Annotated in this window: 14 protein-coding genes and 1 other RNA gene; 3 read left to right on the top strand and 12 right to left on the bottom strand. The window is 63.3% G+C overall.

The window, feature by feature from the left end; translation table 11 throughout:
- Positions 1-341: 341 nt before the first annotated feature.
- From recR to ffs, 4 genes are all read right to left on the bottom strand, one after another.
- The gene (gene recR / locus HS101_11345) at positions 342-944 is read right to left on the bottom strand and encodes a recombination protein RecR (GenBank protein MBE7506860.1); all 603 of its coding nucleotides are present in this window, start codon (positions 942-944) and stop codon (positions 342-344) included.
- Between the two features lie 36 nt (positions 945-980).
- The gene (locus HS101_11340) at positions 981-1,319 is read right to left on the bottom strand and encodes a YbaB/EbfC family nucleoid-associated protein (GenBank protein MBE7506859.1); all 339 of its coding nucleotides are present in this window, start codon (positions 1,317-1,319) and stop codon (positions 981-983) included.
- 9 nt (positions 1,320-1,328) lie between these two features.
- Positions 1,329-2,828 (bottom strand): DNA polymerase III subunit gamma/tau, encoded by a 1,500-nt coding sequence (gene dnaX / locus HS101_11335; GenBank protein MBE7506858.1) that lies wholly within the window; start codon positions 2,826-2,828, stop codon positions 1,329-1,331.
- Positions 2,829-2,835: 7 nt separating this feature from the next.
- Positions 2,836-2,934, bottom strand: an RNA gene (gene ffs, locus HS101_11330) — signal recognition particle sRNA small type.
- A gap of 186 nt (positions 2,935-3,120) precedes the next feature.
- On the opposite strand from ffs, the gene HS101_11325 reads away from it, so the two are divergent.
- The 3 genes from HS101_11325 to HS101_11315 all read left to right on the top strand — a co-directional run bounded on the left by HS101_11325 (position 3,121) and on the right by HS101_11315 (position 7,112).
- Positions 3,121-4,470, top strand: a complete 1,350-nt coding sequence (locus HS101_11325) for an aspartate aminotransferase family protein (protein MBE7506857.1) — start codon at positions 3,121-3,123, stop codon at positions 4,468-4,470.
- Between the two features lie 181 nt (positions 4,471-4,651).
- Positions 4,652-5,977 (top strand): magnesium transporter, encoded by a 1,326-nt coding sequence (mgtE, locus tag HS101_11320; protein MBE7506856.1) that lies wholly within the window; start codon positions 4,652-4,654, stop codon positions 5,975-5,977.
- Between the two features lie 520 nt (positions 5,978-6,497).
- On the top strand, positions 6,498-7,112 hold the full coding sequence (locus HS101_11315; GenBank protein ID MBE7506855.1) for a hypothetical protein: 615 nt from the start codon (positions 6,498-6,500) through the stop codon (positions 7,110-7,112).
- A 276-nt stretch (positions 7,113-7,388) separates the two neighbouring features.
- Here the strand turns inward: HS101_11315 and HS101_11310 are convergent, their stop codons facing one another.
- The 8 genes from HS101_11310 to HS101_11275 all read right to left on the bottom strand — a co-directional run bounded on the left by HS101_11310 (position 7,389) and on the right by HS101_11275 (position 15,421).
- Positions 7,389-8,708 (bottom strand): IS1380 family transposase, encoded by a 1,320-nt coding sequence (locus HS101_11310; protein MBE7506854.1) that lies wholly within the window; start codon positions 8,706-8,708, stop codon positions 7,389-7,391.
- A 244-nt stretch (positions 8,709-8,952) separates the two neighbouring features.
- Entirely contained in the window at positions 8,953-9,849 is an 897-nt protein-coding gene (locus tag HS101_11305) for a CPBP family intramembrane metalloprotease (GenBank protein MBE7506853.1), read from the bottom strand.
- 40 nt (positions 9,850-9,889) lie between these two features.
- Entirely contained in the window at positions 9,890-10,255 is a 366-nt protein-coding gene (locus HS101_11300) for a hypothetical protein (GenBank protein MBE7506852.1), read from the bottom strand.
- A 15-nt stretch (positions 10,256-10,270) separates the two neighbouring features.
- Positions 10,271-10,840 (bottom strand): hypothetical protein, encoded by a 570-nt coding sequence (locus HS101_11295; GenBank protein MBE7506851.1) that lies wholly within the window; start codon positions 10,838-10,840, stop codon positions 10,271-10,273.
- 137 nt (positions 10,841-10,977) lie between these two features.
- Complete coding sequence (locus HS101_11290; protein ID MBE7506850.1) at positions 10,978-12,813, bottom strand: SLC13 family permease; 1,836 nt, start codon at positions 12,811-12,813, stop codon at positions 10,978-10,980.
- Positions 12,814-12,937: 124 nt separating this feature from the next.
- Positions 12,938-13,738, bottom strand: coding sequence for a DUF554 domain-containing protein (locus HS101_11285; protein MBE7506849.1), 801 nt, complete (start codon positions 13,736-13,738; stop codon positions 12,938-12,940).
- Positions 13,739-13,834: 96 nt separating this feature from the next.
- Positions 13,835-14,425: a hypothetical protein gene (locus HS101_11280; GenBank protein ID MBE7506848.1), complete on the bottom strand. Its 591-nt coding sequence runs from the start codon at positions 14,423-14,425 to the stop codon at positions 13,835-13,837.
- Positions 14,426-14,524: 99 nt separating this feature from the next.
- Complete coding sequence (locus HS101_11275) at positions 14,525-15,421, bottom strand: hypothetical protein (GenBank protein ID MBE7506847.1); 897 nt, start codon at positions 15,419-15,421, stop codon at positions 14,525-14,527.
- Positions 15,422-15,967 lie beyond the last annotated feature (546 nt).

Here is a 15,967-nt window from a genome sequence, read left to right as displayed (position 1 = left end):
AGATGAGGTTTTTTTTGAGGTGAGTTCGTTTCGCACGGGCCGGAGGCCCATGCTACCCTGTGCGGGGGAAGATGAGGTTTTTTTTGAGGTCAGTTCGTTTCGCACGGGCCGGAGGCCCATGCTACCCTGCGCGTGAAGATGCCATTGGTGGGTGAGGTTGCCACGATTCGTGTGAGGATGCCGCGAGTGAGAAAGTTGGCAACGTTGGGGGGAAAGTGGTTCGTGGGGAGAAACAAGGATTATGGCAGATTGCGCGTCGATGCAGTGTTGCATGTCAGGAGATGTTCCTTGCGATTCACGTCCGGCAGAGGCGCCGGACGCTACGCGGATGCACAAGGTGCTTAGTAGGTGCGGCGGCCTTCGATGGCGTCTTGCAAGACCGCGCGGGTGGCGTATTCGATTTGCGAGCCGCTGGGGAGGCCGCGGGCCAGGCGGGTGACGGGGACGCCGCAGTCGGCGAGGACGCTTTTGATGTGAAGGGCCGTGCCTTCGCCTTCCATCGTCGGGTTCGTCGCAAGGATGACTTCCTTGATGCCGCCCTTTTTCACGCGGGCGAGGAGGGCGTCGATGGTGAGATCGCCGGGCTCGATGCCGTCGAGGGGGGCGATGTGGCCGAGGAGGACGTGGTAGACGCCGCGGATGAGGCCGGTGGACTCCAGCAATACGACATCGTTGGGCTGTTCGACGATGAAGATCTGCGACTGGTCGCGGCGGGGGTCGGCGCAGATGGGACAGGGGTCGGCCTCGGTGAGGTTGTAACACGAACGGCAGTGGCGAACGTTTTCCTTGACCTCGCGGATGGCGCCGGCGAGGGCGAGGGCGGCGTCCTTGTCGCTTTTGAGGATGTGGAATGCCAGGCGCTCGGCACTGCGCGGGCCGATGCCGGGGAGTTTTTCGAACTCCTGCATGAGCCGCGACAGGGATGGCGGGATTGAGGCGGGCATGTTTTCGATTCCGGGCAATGCTCAGCGAGCATCGGGTTACTGGCCCATCAAGCCTTCGAGGCCGGGGAGATTCAGGCCGCCGGTCATTTTCTGCATCTCTTCGCGCATGCCGTCGGCGGCCTTGCGCTGGGCGGCGCAGACGGCGGACTTGACGAGGTCTTCGAGCATTTCGACGTCGCCGGACTTGACTGTCTCGGGGCTGATGGTGAGGGCGACGAGTTCCATCTTGCCGCTGACGGTTGCCTTTACGGCGCCGGCGCCGCTTTCGGCTTCGAAGCGGGCATTGGCGACGGCTTCCTGCATTTCCTTCATCTTCGATTGCATCTCTTTGGCCTGCTTCATCAGGCCCGCGATATTGCCTAGTTGCCCGAACATGGTTGCACCTCAGTTTGATTCATTGATGGGGCCGCTGCTTTCGGCGTCGGCTCTTTGTACGTGAACGATCTGGCCGCCGAAGATGTCCATGGCCGCGCGAACCATGGGTTCGGCGGTGGCGGCTTTCAAGTCTGCCTGGGTCATGCGTCGGCCGATGGGGGCGGAGGCCTGGGCGGCATCGGTCATGGGGGTGCGCCGCGCCTTGGGGGCGGGCCGGGGGATCGGCGCGGGCTGGGCCGGGGTGGATGACTGGGATTGTTGTCGCGCGGGGGGCGGCGGCGCGGAGGCGGCCGTGGGCCGGGGTTTGGGCGAGTCAACGGGAGCGCCGGAGGTCTGGGCGAGGAGCGACTCGATGGAGGAGAAGTTGGCGGCCTCGGCGAGACGGACGACGGCGGCTTCGAGGAGGGCTCGGCCGCTGCCGGAAGATTTGACGCTTCGGCGGAGCTCTTCCAATACGGTGATCATGTATACGTATGCGCCGCCGTCGAACTGCTGGGCCTGCTGAGCGAGGCGGGCGCGGAGGCCGACGGGGACGTCGACCAGGTCGGTGTCTTCGCCGCAGACGCGGAGGATCATGAGGTCGCGGATCTGACTGATGAGGAGGTTGCACCAGATGTCGAGGGTGCGACCCTGGGAGAGGCTTTGATCGGCGACGGCCAGCGCGCCGGCGGCGTCCTGGGCGGCGAGCTTGTCGATGAGGTCGGCGAAGAGCTCGTCGTGTGCGACGGGGAGGAGCTCATTGACGACGTCGATGGAGACCTTCATGCCGCCCATGGAGACGACCTGATCCAGCAGGGAGAGGGCGTCGCGCATGCTGCCGTTGGCGAGTCGGGCGAGTCGCTTGAGTGCGTCGGGCTCGGCTTCGACGCTCTCCTCTTTGCAGATGAAGGCGAGCTGGGCGGCGATCTCGGTTGGGGAGATGCTCTTGAAGTCGAAGCGCTGGACGCGGCTGAGGATGGTGGCGGGGACTTTTTGCGACTCGGTGGTGGCGAGGATGAACTTTACATGGGACGGGGGCTCTTCGAGGGTCTTCAGCAAGGCGTTGAAGGCGCCGGTGCTGAGCATGTGGACTTCGTCGATGATGTAAATCTTGAAGCGGCTGCGCGTGGGGCGGAAGATGGCGTTGTTGCGCAGCTCGCGGATGTTGTCGACGCCGGTGTTGCTGGCGGCGTCGATCTCGACCACGTCGACATCTTCGCCGCGGGCGATCATTTCGCAGGAGTCGCAGGTGCCGCAGGGGGTCATCGTCGGCTTGTCGGCGGTGAGGCAGTTGAGGGCCTTGGCGAGGATGCGGGCCATCGACGTTTTGCCGACGCCGCGGGTGCCGCAGAAGAGGTAGCCGTGATGGACGCGGTCCTGAGAGATGGCGTTCTTCAGGGTGGTGGTGATGGCGCCCTGGCCAACGACCTCGTCGAAGGTGCGGCTGCGAAACTTCCTTGCCAGTACGGTGTAGGTCATGGGTTCCCGCTGAAGGTCGGCGACGGCCGAGTCAATGATCGTCCGCGTCATGGAATGCTGCGGCCCAGCACCTCACGGCACATGGTCACCACAGATGGGCTGCTCTGTTTCCAGCCTGACCCGTTGTCTCCGGCAGCTCATTGCATGAGACCAGGCCACAGCATTTCAGGACGCGAAGCGATCCGCGTTTGGCGCGACAAATGTCCCGGTCGGGATTATATCGCCGGTTGACGGCGTCGCCAGCCGGGAGCGCGCCGGCGGGCCCGTGGGGGCGGGCGCGCCTGTGTTTTTTGACGGAATACCGGCCACATCGGACAATAAGGATTGTTGAGAGGAACCACGCATGAGCAAGAATATTTCGCTTCCCGTTTGCGATCATCAGCCGCGTCCGTATGCCGGTCCTTCGAAGGCGGAGGTGTTGGCGCTGCGGCAGCAGTATCTGACGCCGGCGCTGATTACTTATTACAAAGAGCCCTTCATGGCGGTTGAGGGGCACATGCAGTACCTGTGGGATGAGAAGGGTACGCGGTATCTCGATGCGTTCGCGGGGATCGTGACGGTTTCGGTGGGCCACTGTCATCCGACGGTGGTGGAGCGCGTGCGGGAGCAGGTGGGGGTTCTTCAGCATACGACGACAATCTACATTCATCCGACGGTCGGGCAGTATGCGAAGCGGCTGGCGGAGAAGATGCCGGGCGACCTGAAGGTGACGTATTTTACGAACAGCGGCAGCGAGACGAACGACCTGGCGATTCTGACGGCGCGGATGTACACGGGGATGTTTGACGTGATTGCGCTTCGCAACGCGTATCACGGCGGGTCGCAATCGACGATGGGGCTCACCGCGCACAGCACGTGGAAATACACGACGCCGCACAGCTTCGGCGTGCATCACGGGATGCCGGGGTACTGCTATCGGTGCCCGTTGGGGCTGACGTATCCGAGCTGCGATGTGAAGTGCGCGAAGGATGTCGGGGAGCTGATCAAGTTTACGACGCCGGGGAAGGTGGCGGCGTTTATCGCCGAGCCGATCATGGGGGTGGGCGGCGCAGTGACACCGCCGAAGGAGTACTTCCCGATTGTGTACGAGGAGGTTCGCAAGGCGGGCGGGGTTTGCATTGCCGACGAGGTGCAGACGGGCTTCGGGCGGACGGGGCATCATTACTGGGGATTTCAGAATTGGGGCGTGCAGCCGGACATGGTGTGCATGGCCAAGGGGATCGGTAACGGGACAGCGCTGGGGGCGGTGACGACGACGCCGGAGATCGCCAAGGCGATGATGGGCAAGCTGCACTTCAACACGTTCGGCGGGAATCCGGTGCAGGCGACGTATGGATTGGCGACGCTGGACGTGATTGAGGAGGACGGCATTCAAGCGAACTCGCTGAAGGTGGGGACGCGGCTGAAGGACGGGCTTACAGCGCTGATGGACAAGCACAAGCTGATCGGCGAGGTGCGCGGGCTGGGGCTGATGCTGGGCGTGGAAATGGTGAAGGATCGCCAGACGAAGGAGCCGGCGAGCGCGGAGGCGGCGCAGATACTTGAAGAGGCGAGGACGCGCGGGCTGCTCTTGGGCAAGGGCGGGCTGTATGGGAACACGCTGCGGATCAAGCCGCCGATGTGCATCAGCGAGGCGGATGCGGATTTTATGGTGGCGGTGATTGATGAGGCGCTGGGGGCAATTCGGACTTGATCATGAGTAGCGCGGGGGCGGCTTGCTGCGCGTTCGGGGATGGCTAAACTTCTGACGCCATGAACCACGAGGCGGGAACCATGAACGGTCCGGACGGCCCTCGTAGTCTTATGGCAGGACTCCGACATTGACGGCCTGACGCACCGGTGGCACGCCGCTGTCAGGCGGGAGACCACCGGCCATGATTACTGTCGACCGCGCTTCCCTCGACGTTGATACGCTGCGCGCCCTTTGGCCTTCGCTGCTTGACGATGAGCGGGCGGACGCCTTCGCCCTTCTATCCGGCGACGACGCGCAGATCTTTTTCTCATCGCTGAGCGCCGCGGACCATGCCGGGCTTGTGCGGCTTATGGCCGGGGGCGAGGCGGTGGTGTGGATGCGCTTTCTCGCGCCGGACGACGCCGCGGATCTGCTCCAATCACTTCACGAAGATGAGCGAAGCCGATTTCGCGACATGCTCGACGAGTCGACGCGGCGGGAGGTCGATGCGCTCCTGGCCTATGCGGAAGACGAAGCGGGCGGCCTGATGAGCCCGCGCTATGTGCGCGTGCGCCCCGATGCGACCGTGGATGTGGCCATTCGATATCTACGGCAGCAGACGCGGAACAATCCAGAGACGCTTTACTACATCTATGTGCTCAACAGCGGGCAGCAGCTACTCGGGGTGCTTTCGCTGCGGGAACTGTTCGCCGCGCCGGGGGAGGCCAGAATCGACGATCTGATGCATGTCAACCCGGTCGTCGTCAACGAGACGACCGACCAAGAGGAGGTCGCAAGACTCATCGAGCAATACGACCTGCTCGCGGTGCCGGTGGTCGACGATCAGGGCCGGATGAAGGGCATCGTCACGGTGGACGACATCGTCGACGTCATTCGCGAGGAGGCGACGGAGGACATTCACAAGCTCGGCGGCACCGAGGCGCTGGGCGAGCCCTACCTCGACGTGGGCTTCCTGCGCATGTTCAAGAAGCGCGGGGGCTGGCTGTCGGTGTTGTTTCTGGGGGAGATGCTGACCGCGACGGCGATGAGTTACTTCGAGGGGGAGGTCGCCAAAGCCGTGGTGCTGGCGATGTTCGTGCCGCTGATCATCAGCAGCGGCGGCAACTCCGGCTCGCAGGCGGCGACGCTGATCGTCCGGTCGCTGGCGCTGTCGGAACTTCGGCTGCGCGATTGGAGCCGGGTGCTGCTGCGCGAATTAAAATCCGGACTGACACTGGGGACCTGGCTGGGCTTTATCGGGTTCGTGCGGGTTGAGCTGTGGCAGTATCTGGGTTTTTTCGATTATGGCGAGCATGCGACGCTGGTTGCCGTGACGGTCTGGTTGAGCCTGATCGGCGTGGTGAGCTTCGGCTCGATTGCTGGGAGCATGCTTCCCTTCTTATTGCGGTGGCTGGGATTCGACCCGGCGACGAGCTCGGCTCCGCTGGTGGCGACGTTGGTCGATGTGACCGGTTTGGTGATCTATTTCACCGTGGCGGCGCTTATCCTGAGCGGAACACTGCTTTAGCTGGTGGGATCGCGATTGCGATTGCGACGCGGCGGTTGGATCGCGAGTGACTCTGTTACGGCGCTCGTTTGCCCTCGCTCCTTTACAACTTGCGAACAAGCTACGCCGGGCTTTGTGACGCCGCCGGCACTTGGAATATGTGGCGAATCCCTTCGGATGCGAGGTAGAATGCAGGTACGAGGCAATGGCGTAAATGGAAAGCAACGGGCCGGGCACATCGTACCTTGGTGAAGACGGCATTCCGGATTGGGATGCCATCACATTCGACGTCTGCTGTTCGCGGTGCGGGTACAACCTGCGGACGCTGTCGCGCGGGTTGTGTCCGGAGTGCGGGCTGGCGTTTGAGTGGCGCGAGGTGCTGGACCGGTCGGCCTCGACCAACGATTTTCTGTTTGAGCATCACTGGCGGACGCGACCTATGCGATCCTGGCTGAAAACAGTCTGGCGATCGTTTCGGCCGCGAAGTTTCTGGGCTGCCGCGTCGATACATGACCGAACTGAGTCTCCGGCTCTGTGGCTCATGATTGTTGCAGCCGTATTGTTGGTCCCGGTCACACTGCACGGCGGAGCATTCTGCTTAAGCGTGGCATTCGCAGGGTTGGGAGAATTGTTTCACGCATCGGCCACAACTTTTGGCTTACAATTCTCCATGGCGGCGGCACATCACTTTGATTCTCTCTCTTCGGTACTCCTTTTCGTGAGCGCACTGCCCTTTGACAAGACCTTGCGATATGCGGCATCCGTTCCGGGAGGGGCTTCTGTTTTTTTCCTCGCCAGTCTTGGCCTCATCAGCAGCCTGCAACAAACGCTTGGGCGCTGCCGGGTTCGGCCGGTTCAAGTGCTCAGGGTGGTGGCTTACGCTGCTTCCCCGGTTTGTGTCCTGCTGCCGATCATTTACCTCTTCCTCTCATGTGGCGTGAACCTCGCAGGGGACAACGACTATGTTGCGTTGCCACTTGCTCTTGTCGGTAACGCAAGCATTATCTTCATCCCGGGCTATTACCTGTCCGCCGGCTTGAAGTATTACCTGCACCTGCCACGGCCACGCTCTCTCGGATACGTTGCGGCACTCGTGTCAGCGCTGACTCTGTTCATCTACGGCACGATCTTGACTGTGATGTTCGGCGGTCCGTAGCGTGCCGAGTCTCCAAGTTTCAACTACGAATTCGCCTGCGTCGTCGTGACCTGATTCGCGATTTCCTGAATCGCCTCTCCGATGCGCACGGGCCGGAGGCCCATACTACCCGGGCGTTTGAATGCGACGGAGCGCTAGCCCGCATATTTCATCAGTGATCTTCGAATGGTGATGGACGGAGTTTTTCGGCTTTGTGCGTGAGCGGAGGGATGAAGGTGGAGGTTGGAGCGCGCAGGGCCCCCTTACCCCCAAGCGGTGATCAGGTTGTTTTTCGGGTCATGATGGGGCGGGCGGGATCAGGCGGAGTCGTGGAACCAGGGATCGCCACAGGTCCTGCAGGGGGCAGCTGCTCGACAGTCGCAGTACGACGCGGCGCACGGAGACGACCACCCGCGCGGCGACCTTGAAGAGTTTCAGGCGAATGGTGTTCACCTGGGCCTCGGCCAGTTCGGTGCCGGCCAGGGCCGTGCGGCGCAGCGTTTCCACCAGGACGTAGGCCGCCGAGGACAACAGCAGCCGGAACTGATTGGCCAGGAAGGCGTGGCAACTGGTGCGATCGGCGAAGAGCCCGAGCTGCTGCTCCTTGATGCGGTTCTCCATGTCGCCGCGGGCCGTGTACAGACCGTCGTAGATATCGTTCGGCGTGCGGTCGGTCAGGTTGGTCACCACGAATCGAACGTTGGGCCCCTGAACCAGCCGCTCGGCCTTGACGATCACGCGGCGCGGGCGATCCCAGGTCTGCGCCGCGTACTCGATCTCGTGGAAGTTCCGCACCTTCTGCTGCGTGGTGGCGAACTGGGCCTCGGCCGCCTGCATGAAGGACTCGGCCGCTTTCTCCAGGACGGTGTTGCGGGCCAGGCCCAGCACGTACTTGACGCCGTGCCGGTCGCACCATTTCATCATTCGCCGGCGGCAGAAGCCGGAATCCCCGCGGACGATGATCCGCACCCCGGGCCACGCCTGTCGCAAGCGCTGCACCAGCAGCTTCAGGATGGGCCAGGCGTGATGGGCCCCGTCGATGTTGCTGGGCCGCAGGTAGGAGACCAGCAGCCGCGAGCCGCAGAACACATACAGCGGTAGGAAGCAGTGGTGGTCGTAATAGCCGTGGAAGAAGCGGCCTTCCTGGTTGCCGTGGATCGGATCGTCGGTCGCGTCGAAGTCGAGGATCAATTCCTCCGGCGGCGATTCATAGGACGCGATGAACTGCTCCACCAGCACACGCGACATTCGTGCCAGGTCGCCGCGCGTGACGCGGTTCTCCAGCCGGCACAAGGTCGGACTGCTGGCCAGCGGCTCATCCGCGCTCGGCGGCCGCCCGGTCAGGACCGCCAGCACGGGATCGCTCCGCAGGGCTTGATGGTCGTTGAGATCTTCGTAGCCCATCGCAATGGCAAAGATGCGCTGGGCCAGCATGACCCGCTGGTCATGTTGAATTCGGGCCGGATCACGCGGGTCGTTGATGACCCCGGCCAGTTGATCGACCAGGCCCAGACGCCGCTCGACCTCCCGAAGCAGCAGACCCCCGGCGTCTGAGGTGAGCGTTCCGCCTGTGAAATCGGCCACGATTTTCTTGCGGCCGAGACTGGAAAAGAACATCGGTTTGCTGTTACAGTCTGTCACGAAAAAGCCTCCCTGCCTATGGACCGGAATGTTCTTACGAAACCCCAGTCTACAGGGCTTCGAGGCTTTTTCTATTCCTATTCAACGCCGACCTGATGAAATATTCGGGCTAGTTCGCGGCCTGTGTCGTTGTCACCTGATTCGCGATTTCCTGAATCGCCTCTCCGATGCGCACGGGCCGGAGGCCCATGCTACCCGGGCGTTTGAACGTGACGGAGCGCTAGTTCGCGGCCTGCGTCGTTGTCACCTGATTGGCGAACTGCTGAAGCGAGTCGCCGAGGAGGGGGACGGCGACGAGGGAGATGGCGTCGAAGAGGCCGTGCGCGAGGATGGCGGGCCAGATGGTGCGGAAGCGCGCGGCCAGGGTCGCGAGGACCAGGCCGACGGTGGTTGTCTGGACGACGCCGATGGCGCCCTGATAGCCGTGCAGGAGGCCGAAGACGATGCTGCTGGCGATGACGGCGGCGACGGTGGAGCCGAAGAGTGCGCGGAGGCGGCTGAGGATGAAGCCGCGAAAGAGAATCTCCTCGTGCAGGCCGACGAAGAGAGAGAAGAGCACGGCGATGAGGGGCGGGATGTGCGGCACTTCGTCGAAGAAGGCGGCGCGCTCCTGAACGAGGCCGTCGATCGAGGTTCCTGAGAGCGCGAGGTAGGCGGAGACTGTGACGAGGACCGAGACGTAGCAGACGGGGATGGTCGCGGCGGCGAGGCCGATGGTTTTGCCGAAGGAGGTTTTGCCGAGGCCGAGTGCGGACGCCTTCTGGCGGCGGGCCTTGAGCATGACGGCGACGATGATAAGGGTGACGGCGCCGATCAGGACGTTGACCCAGAACATTCCCAGGACGGGGGCGTGCGCCTGCATCCACTCGGCAAAGTTGAGCAGATGGAGCGCTTCGATGGCGGCGAGGAGCAAGGCGACGACGACGAAGAGGTCCACGGCGGCGGAACCGCGGCTCATGGCGATGCGCGGGTAGCGGGTGTCGTCGACGGCGCGGGCGAGCGGTGGGTGACCGGCGTAGGTGAGGGCGGGGACTTCCGGAAGCGCAGGAAGCGCCAACGGGTCGCCCGCGAGATCGTCGTCCTGATTGAGATTCGGCGGCCCGGGTTCATCGCTCATTAGCGGAATTCTACCAACGAATCAGGCCGGCGTCGGAAGGCTACTTTTTGATGGTCTGAGTGGAGTTCGACTCGGAGATGGTGCGGCCTTCGGGATTGGGGTCGATGCCCTCGGCCTGGCCTTCCCACTCGCCGGTGGCGGCGTCGCGCCACTCCTTGCCGTTGACCTTACCGGATTCGTCGAAGCGGATGACGATGGAGCGATGGTTGTCCTCGTCTTCGTATTCCCAGCGGTTTGAGGCGGTGGCGGTGTAGTTGTCGCCGAGGGTGAGCCTGACCTCGTCGCGGGTGGAGGCGCCTTCCTGAATCATTTCGTAATTGTGGCGGGTGAGCTTGTTTTCGGCGCAGCCGACGATGATGCAGACCAGTCCCAGACCGAATGCTCTCAAAATGTGTCGCTTCGTCATGATGGTGGTCCTTTCCTATTCAACGGAACTCGTGAGTGCCTTGAGAATTTCCTCGCGCGTTACGCGGAATTCAAACTCGTATTCGTCGAACAGCCGCTCGCTGCCCGCCGACTGAAAGCTGGCGACGAGGACGTAGCGGTTGCCGGGCGGAAGGGGTTTGCCCTCCCAACTCAGTTGAAACTCATAGGTGGAGGTGACGCGCTCCCAGAACTGCTTCTGGTCGCTGGTGTCGAGGACCTGCTGGGTCCAGTTGGCGAGCAACTCGCCCTTGTGGGTGCCGATGGCCTTACGGTAGGCGTAGAGCTCGAACATGAAGGTGCCGTAGGCCTTGACGGGGTCGCCGGCCTCATCGAGGGGGCGGAGGGAGACGCCGATGCCGTCGGGAATGACGTCGTCGTCGAAACTCTTGGGCTTGGTGAAGGGGAGAATCTTGATGCTGCGCGGGCTGTAGAAGGAGACAAGCTGCTCGACGGAAGGGCCGTCGGAAGACATTCCAATGTCACCGCGTTGACAGCCGCCGAGGCAAGCGAGAACGGCAGCGAGGGTCAGGCAGGAGTGGATCGGAAGGATTCGCGGCAAGGACATGGCAGATCCTTTGCATCGGCTAAAGGCGACATCCAGCCGCCGAGCCGGATTGTATCTGTCCGCACTTGAGCGTCAACGAGGGGTGGCGGGCGGCGAGGGCGCAGCGGATGGGCGGCCCGTGAAACGATGGAACAGGGTTAAAAGAGACCGTAGGAGAGCGAAAGGATGGTGATGCTGATGACGGCGCAGATGACGTTGAGCGGGAGGCCGACTTTGACGAAGTCCATGAATTTGTAGCCACCGGGGCCGAAGATCATGAGGTTAGTCTGGTAGCCGATGGGCGTGGCGAAGGCGGCGGAGGCCGCGACGGCGATGGCGATGGCGAAGGGCCGCGCATCGATGTCGGGCATCTGGTGGGCAGTCGCCATGGCGATCGGGAACATGAGGGCGGCGGCGGCGTTGTTGGTCAGAAATTCGGTGAGAAGGTTGGCGGAGAAATAGACGACGGCCAATGCGGCGATCGGTCCCATTGCCTTGGCGGCGGGCATGAAGGCGCCGGCGACGAACGCGGCGGCGCCGGTCTTCTCCATCGCTTCGGAAATGCCGAAGGAGGCGGCGATGACGAAGAGGACGTCCCACTGGATGTTCCTGCGCGCGGTGGCGGATGCGACGCAGCGGGAGATGACCATGAGGCCGGCGGCGCTGAGGGCGAAGAAGACGCGGCCGCGATCCAACTGATCGCGAAGCGCGGGCGCGGCGCCGAACCATTCCAGGATGTCGGGAATGGCCATGAGGATAACCATGAGGCCGAGGATGACGATTGAAATGGTGGCTTTTTCGTGGCGGACGGGTTCGGAGCCGCCGACTTCGCTGATGAGATAGAAGTCGGGGTTGTTGCGATGGGCGCGAAGGAAGCCGGTGGCGGTGTGCAGGAGGAGCGTGTCGCCGGGGCGGAGGACGATGTTGCCGATCTTGCCGGCGAGGCGTTCGCCGTTGCGATGGACGGCGACGACGGCGGCGTCGTAGACGGTGCGGAAGTTGGCGGCGCGGACGCTTCGGCCGACGAGCGGGCTGCTGGCGCTGATGACGGCTTCGCAGAGGTGGCGGCCCTGATCACTGATGCGATCGGCGGGAATCTCTTCGGTGGCGGGCTTGAGGCCCTTGATCTTCTGGAGGTCGACGATGGTGCTGACGACGCCGACGAAGACGAGTCGGTCGCTGCTTTCGAGACATTCTTCGGGGCCGACGGGTGAGATGACCTGATCGGCGCGCTCGATTTCGGCGAGGAAGAGGCCGGGCAGTTGTCGCAGACCGGCGGCTTGCACGGACTGACCGATCAGGGGGCATTCCACCTCCACCAGCATTTCGACCATGTATTCGCGCTTGGAGGCCCCGAGGCTTTCGAGGAATTCCTGGCGTTCGGGCAACAACCGCGGCGCGACGAGGACGAGATAGGCCAGGACGACGATGGTCAGCGGAAGTCCGATGATGCCGATTTCCAGAAAGCCCATGCCTTTGCGACCGAGCTGATCTGATTCCAGCATGAGGCCGTGAACGACGAGGTTGGTGCTGGTGCCGATGAGGGTCATGATGCCGCCGGCGACGGTGATGTGCGAGAGCGGCATGAGGAAGCGAGACGCGGAGAGGCGATGCTTGCGGCACCAATCGAGGACGACGGGCATGGCCATCGCGACGATGGTTGTGTTGTTGAGCAGGGCCGACATCGCGCCGATCGGTGCGAGGAGGCGGAGCAGGGTGCGGCGCTCTCCGGTCGGCCGGCCGAGCAGGCGGCGGGCGATGCCGTCGAGGGCGCCGCTGTCGCGTAATCCCGACGCGACGACGAAGAGGGCGGCGACGGTGAGCATGGCGGGATTGGAGAAGCCCTTGAGGGCCTCGGTCGGCGTGACGATTCCCATGAGGCCGAGGAGGGTGAGGCCGCCGAGGAAGACGACGTCGGCGAGATGGGCAAAGCGCACCAGTCCCAGGATCATGACTGCGAGGAGCGAGAGTGTGAACCAGCCCTGCCAACCCATATCGTCGATCACTCCGACTATTTACCCAAGGACTCGGATATCTGTTGTGCGCGATTAGAACTTCGGATTGACGCGCGGTCCAGCGGCGGCGAGCGATTATCGCTCGCGCATGTGAGCTGCGGACTTACGAGCCGACCAAAAGCAAGCCGGGGCTTATTTTCTCGACCGCCCAGACGGCGATGGGCGGCAGGATGATGCCGGGCACGAAGTCGGCCACGGGGATTTTCTTGATTTCGAGAATCATCAGTGAGGTCGCGAGGAGGACGAGTCCTCCGACGGCGTTCATCAGGGAGAGTGAGACGTCGGGAATGACGCCGGCGGCGAAGTAGGCCGCGAGGCTCAAAGTGCCCTGCAGGACGAGGACGGTGACGCAACTGAACAGCACGCCGACACCGAGCGAGGCGGCGAGGGCGATGGAGCAGAAGCCGTCGAGGAACGACTTGATGTAGAGCAGGCCGGGGTTGGCGCTGGCGCCGTTGTTGAGGCAGCCGAGGACGGTGAGCGGGCCGATGCAGAAGATGACGCTGGCGGAGAGGTAGCCCTCGGCGAAGCGGGCGGCGCTGCCGAGCTCGCCCTGGGGGCCGCCGTACTTGGTGTGGAACCAGCGACCGAGGCCCTCGATGCGATCGTGCAGGCGGAGGTAACTGCCGATGATCGCGCCGATGATGAGCGAACCGATCATGACCATGGCGAGGCGGGCGCCGTAGGTGGGGATCTTGTCGCTGTGCTTTCGGGATGCGTCCACCATGCCGAGGACGGCGGCGTCGATGCCGATGGTGATGGTGACGAGGCCGAGGCAGTTGAGGATGGTGCGCCTGAACTTGTCGGGGATGTTGGCGGAGAGGACGAGGCCGATGGTCGAACCGATGACCACGGTGATGACGTTGACGATTGTCCCGTTGAAGATGGACCAGACAGTGTTCATGGGTACTCCGCGCGGGGACGGCTGCGGCTCGTGCCTGGGACTGGGCTGACGTCCACTTGGTCCCTTCAGTTTGATATCGTCGGATTGGGCGGCGAATCACCCCTTGCGTTGCCACCAGCGCTTTTGTTTTGGGGGCGGGTCGTCTTCGCGCTTTGATATGGGGAGCTTGGCGCGGCGATCGGCCCATTGGGAACGGGTGAACTGGCCCGGGTGGTCGAGGAAGCGCTGGCGGGTCTCGCCGTTGAAGAATGCGTCGGGGCCGGGCAGCTCTTCGCCGGGGCCGTAGAACTTGAGGGCCTCGTCGAGGCACATGCCGGCCTCGTGGAGGAGATCGTGCTTTGATTCGCGGTCGGCGGCCTGATCGGCGGAGGCGAGGACGGTCTGGAAGAGGGTGAGCCAGCCGAGGAGGTCGATGGCGCGGGATGGTTCGACGGTGGCGTTGACGACGCTGGAGGCGGCGTCTTCGCGCGTGGGGGCCGGCGATATCAGGAAATGGAAAACGGTGTCGGATTCACACTTGGGGCATCGGCCGGAGAGGCGCCAGGGGGCTTCGGGGCGGTCGGTTTTGGTGAGGCCGCCGGCGGGCTTGAGCGGACCGGTGCCGCATCGATGGCACCTTTTGGCCATCAGGTAGAAGAATGCCTCGGCCACGCTGTGGGCCGCGACGATGGGGTCGCCGGAGGTCATGGTTCTCTTCGTTTCCAGGCATCGCCGGGGTATCGAGGATGCAGGTGCGCTTAACGTGAGGTGAGTGCCGGGCGGCGCTGGGCCCGACGGGCGGCACGGTTACTCCTCTTCGGTATCGTCGGAGCTTTCTTCGTCGTCGCCCGAATCGCTGTCGTCTTCGACGGCGTCGTCGTCGTCGGAGGCGGTGTCGTCTTCGACGGCGTCCTCGTCTTCGGAGTCGGCGTCGTCCTCGGCAGCGCTGTCGTCGTCGCCGGAATCATCCTCGGCGGCACTGTCTTCGTCGTCGGTGGCGTCCTCGGCAGCGCTGTCTTCGTCGTCGGAGGCGTCCTCGGCAGCGCTGTCTTCGTCGTCGGAGGCGTCATCGTCAGAAGCGGCGTCGGAGTCGTCGGGCTCGTCTTCGGCGGCGGCATCGTCTTCGGATGATTCTTCGGAAGCGTCTTCGGCGGAATCGTCGGACGCATCGTCGTCAGCGGATGCGTCGTCGGAGGGTTCGTCTTCGGAAGCTGCGTCTTCGGACGCGTCGTCTTCGGCGGCGTCTTCGGCGGCGGCGGGCTCGTCGCTGTCTTCGGCGGCGTCTGTCGTCTCGTCATCGGCGGGCGGCTTGGCGGAACCGGCGGCGCCTCCGGTGAGGAGCTTGCCGCCGAGCTGCTTCCAGAAACCACCGCCGGAGGATGCGCCGGATGCGGCGGGCTTGTCGGCGCGGGGCGACCTCTTCGTCGCGGAGGCCTTCAACTCCTCGATCGACTTTCGCTCGATGGTCTTCGGGGCCTTTCGCTCGTGACGAAACGAGGACAGCGGCTCGTACGAAGGGACCTCGCGGGCCACGGCGAGCTTGACGGTTGCCTGATCGGCGACGTAGTCGGGATTCACCGGTGCGCCGGCGGGCATGAGGTCGCCGGCGGCGCGGGTGGCCTGCGAGGGGGATTCGGATTCGGTGCATCCGGCGAAGAGCAGGGCTGCGACGCATAGACACAATAAAACGGGAGTGCGGGCCATTTATTCACCGTCGCCTGGTATTGAATCACTTGGGCGTGAAAAGCGGCGCCTCGGAGGGCCGCTTCGTACCATTAAGAGTTTAAGCCTTTGCGACACGGGAATCAATTCTTGCCTGCGTCTTATCGGGCTTGGGGGAAGGGTTTGGGCTGCAGGCTGCAGGCTATTGGCTGTAGGTGCGGAAATGTCGAAATGGAGATGCAAGTCGCTCAAGATAACGTCCTCCTGAGTGGGGTTTCGAGCGGCAAGGCTTGGACAATCCAAGGTGACATAAGGTGACACAGCGCTCTGGCGGATTGTGCCAACACTTGTGGCGGGCGAGAGTTGGGGCGATGCGCGTTTTGGGCGGAAATTGGATGAAAAAGACCTGAGACGTGGGGCCTGGAGCGCGCGGTGAGAAAGGGGGCGAGGATTCGATGGGCAAAGGGGCCGAGTGGTTTGGATGGTGGGTTGCGCGGGCATTGAGAGGTCCCTTGCTGAGCATGGATGGATTGGGCTCCAACTGATTATTCTTGCTCCGCGCTCGCGCGTTGAAAGCAGCAAGTAATT

The sequence above is a fragment of the Planctomycetia bacterium genome (genome assembly GCA_015075745.1).
Classification (GTDB): Bacteria; Planctomycetota; Phycisphaerae; order UBA1845; family UTPLA1; genus UTPLA1.
This window is presented reverse-complemented; position numbering and strand designations above follow the sequence as displayed.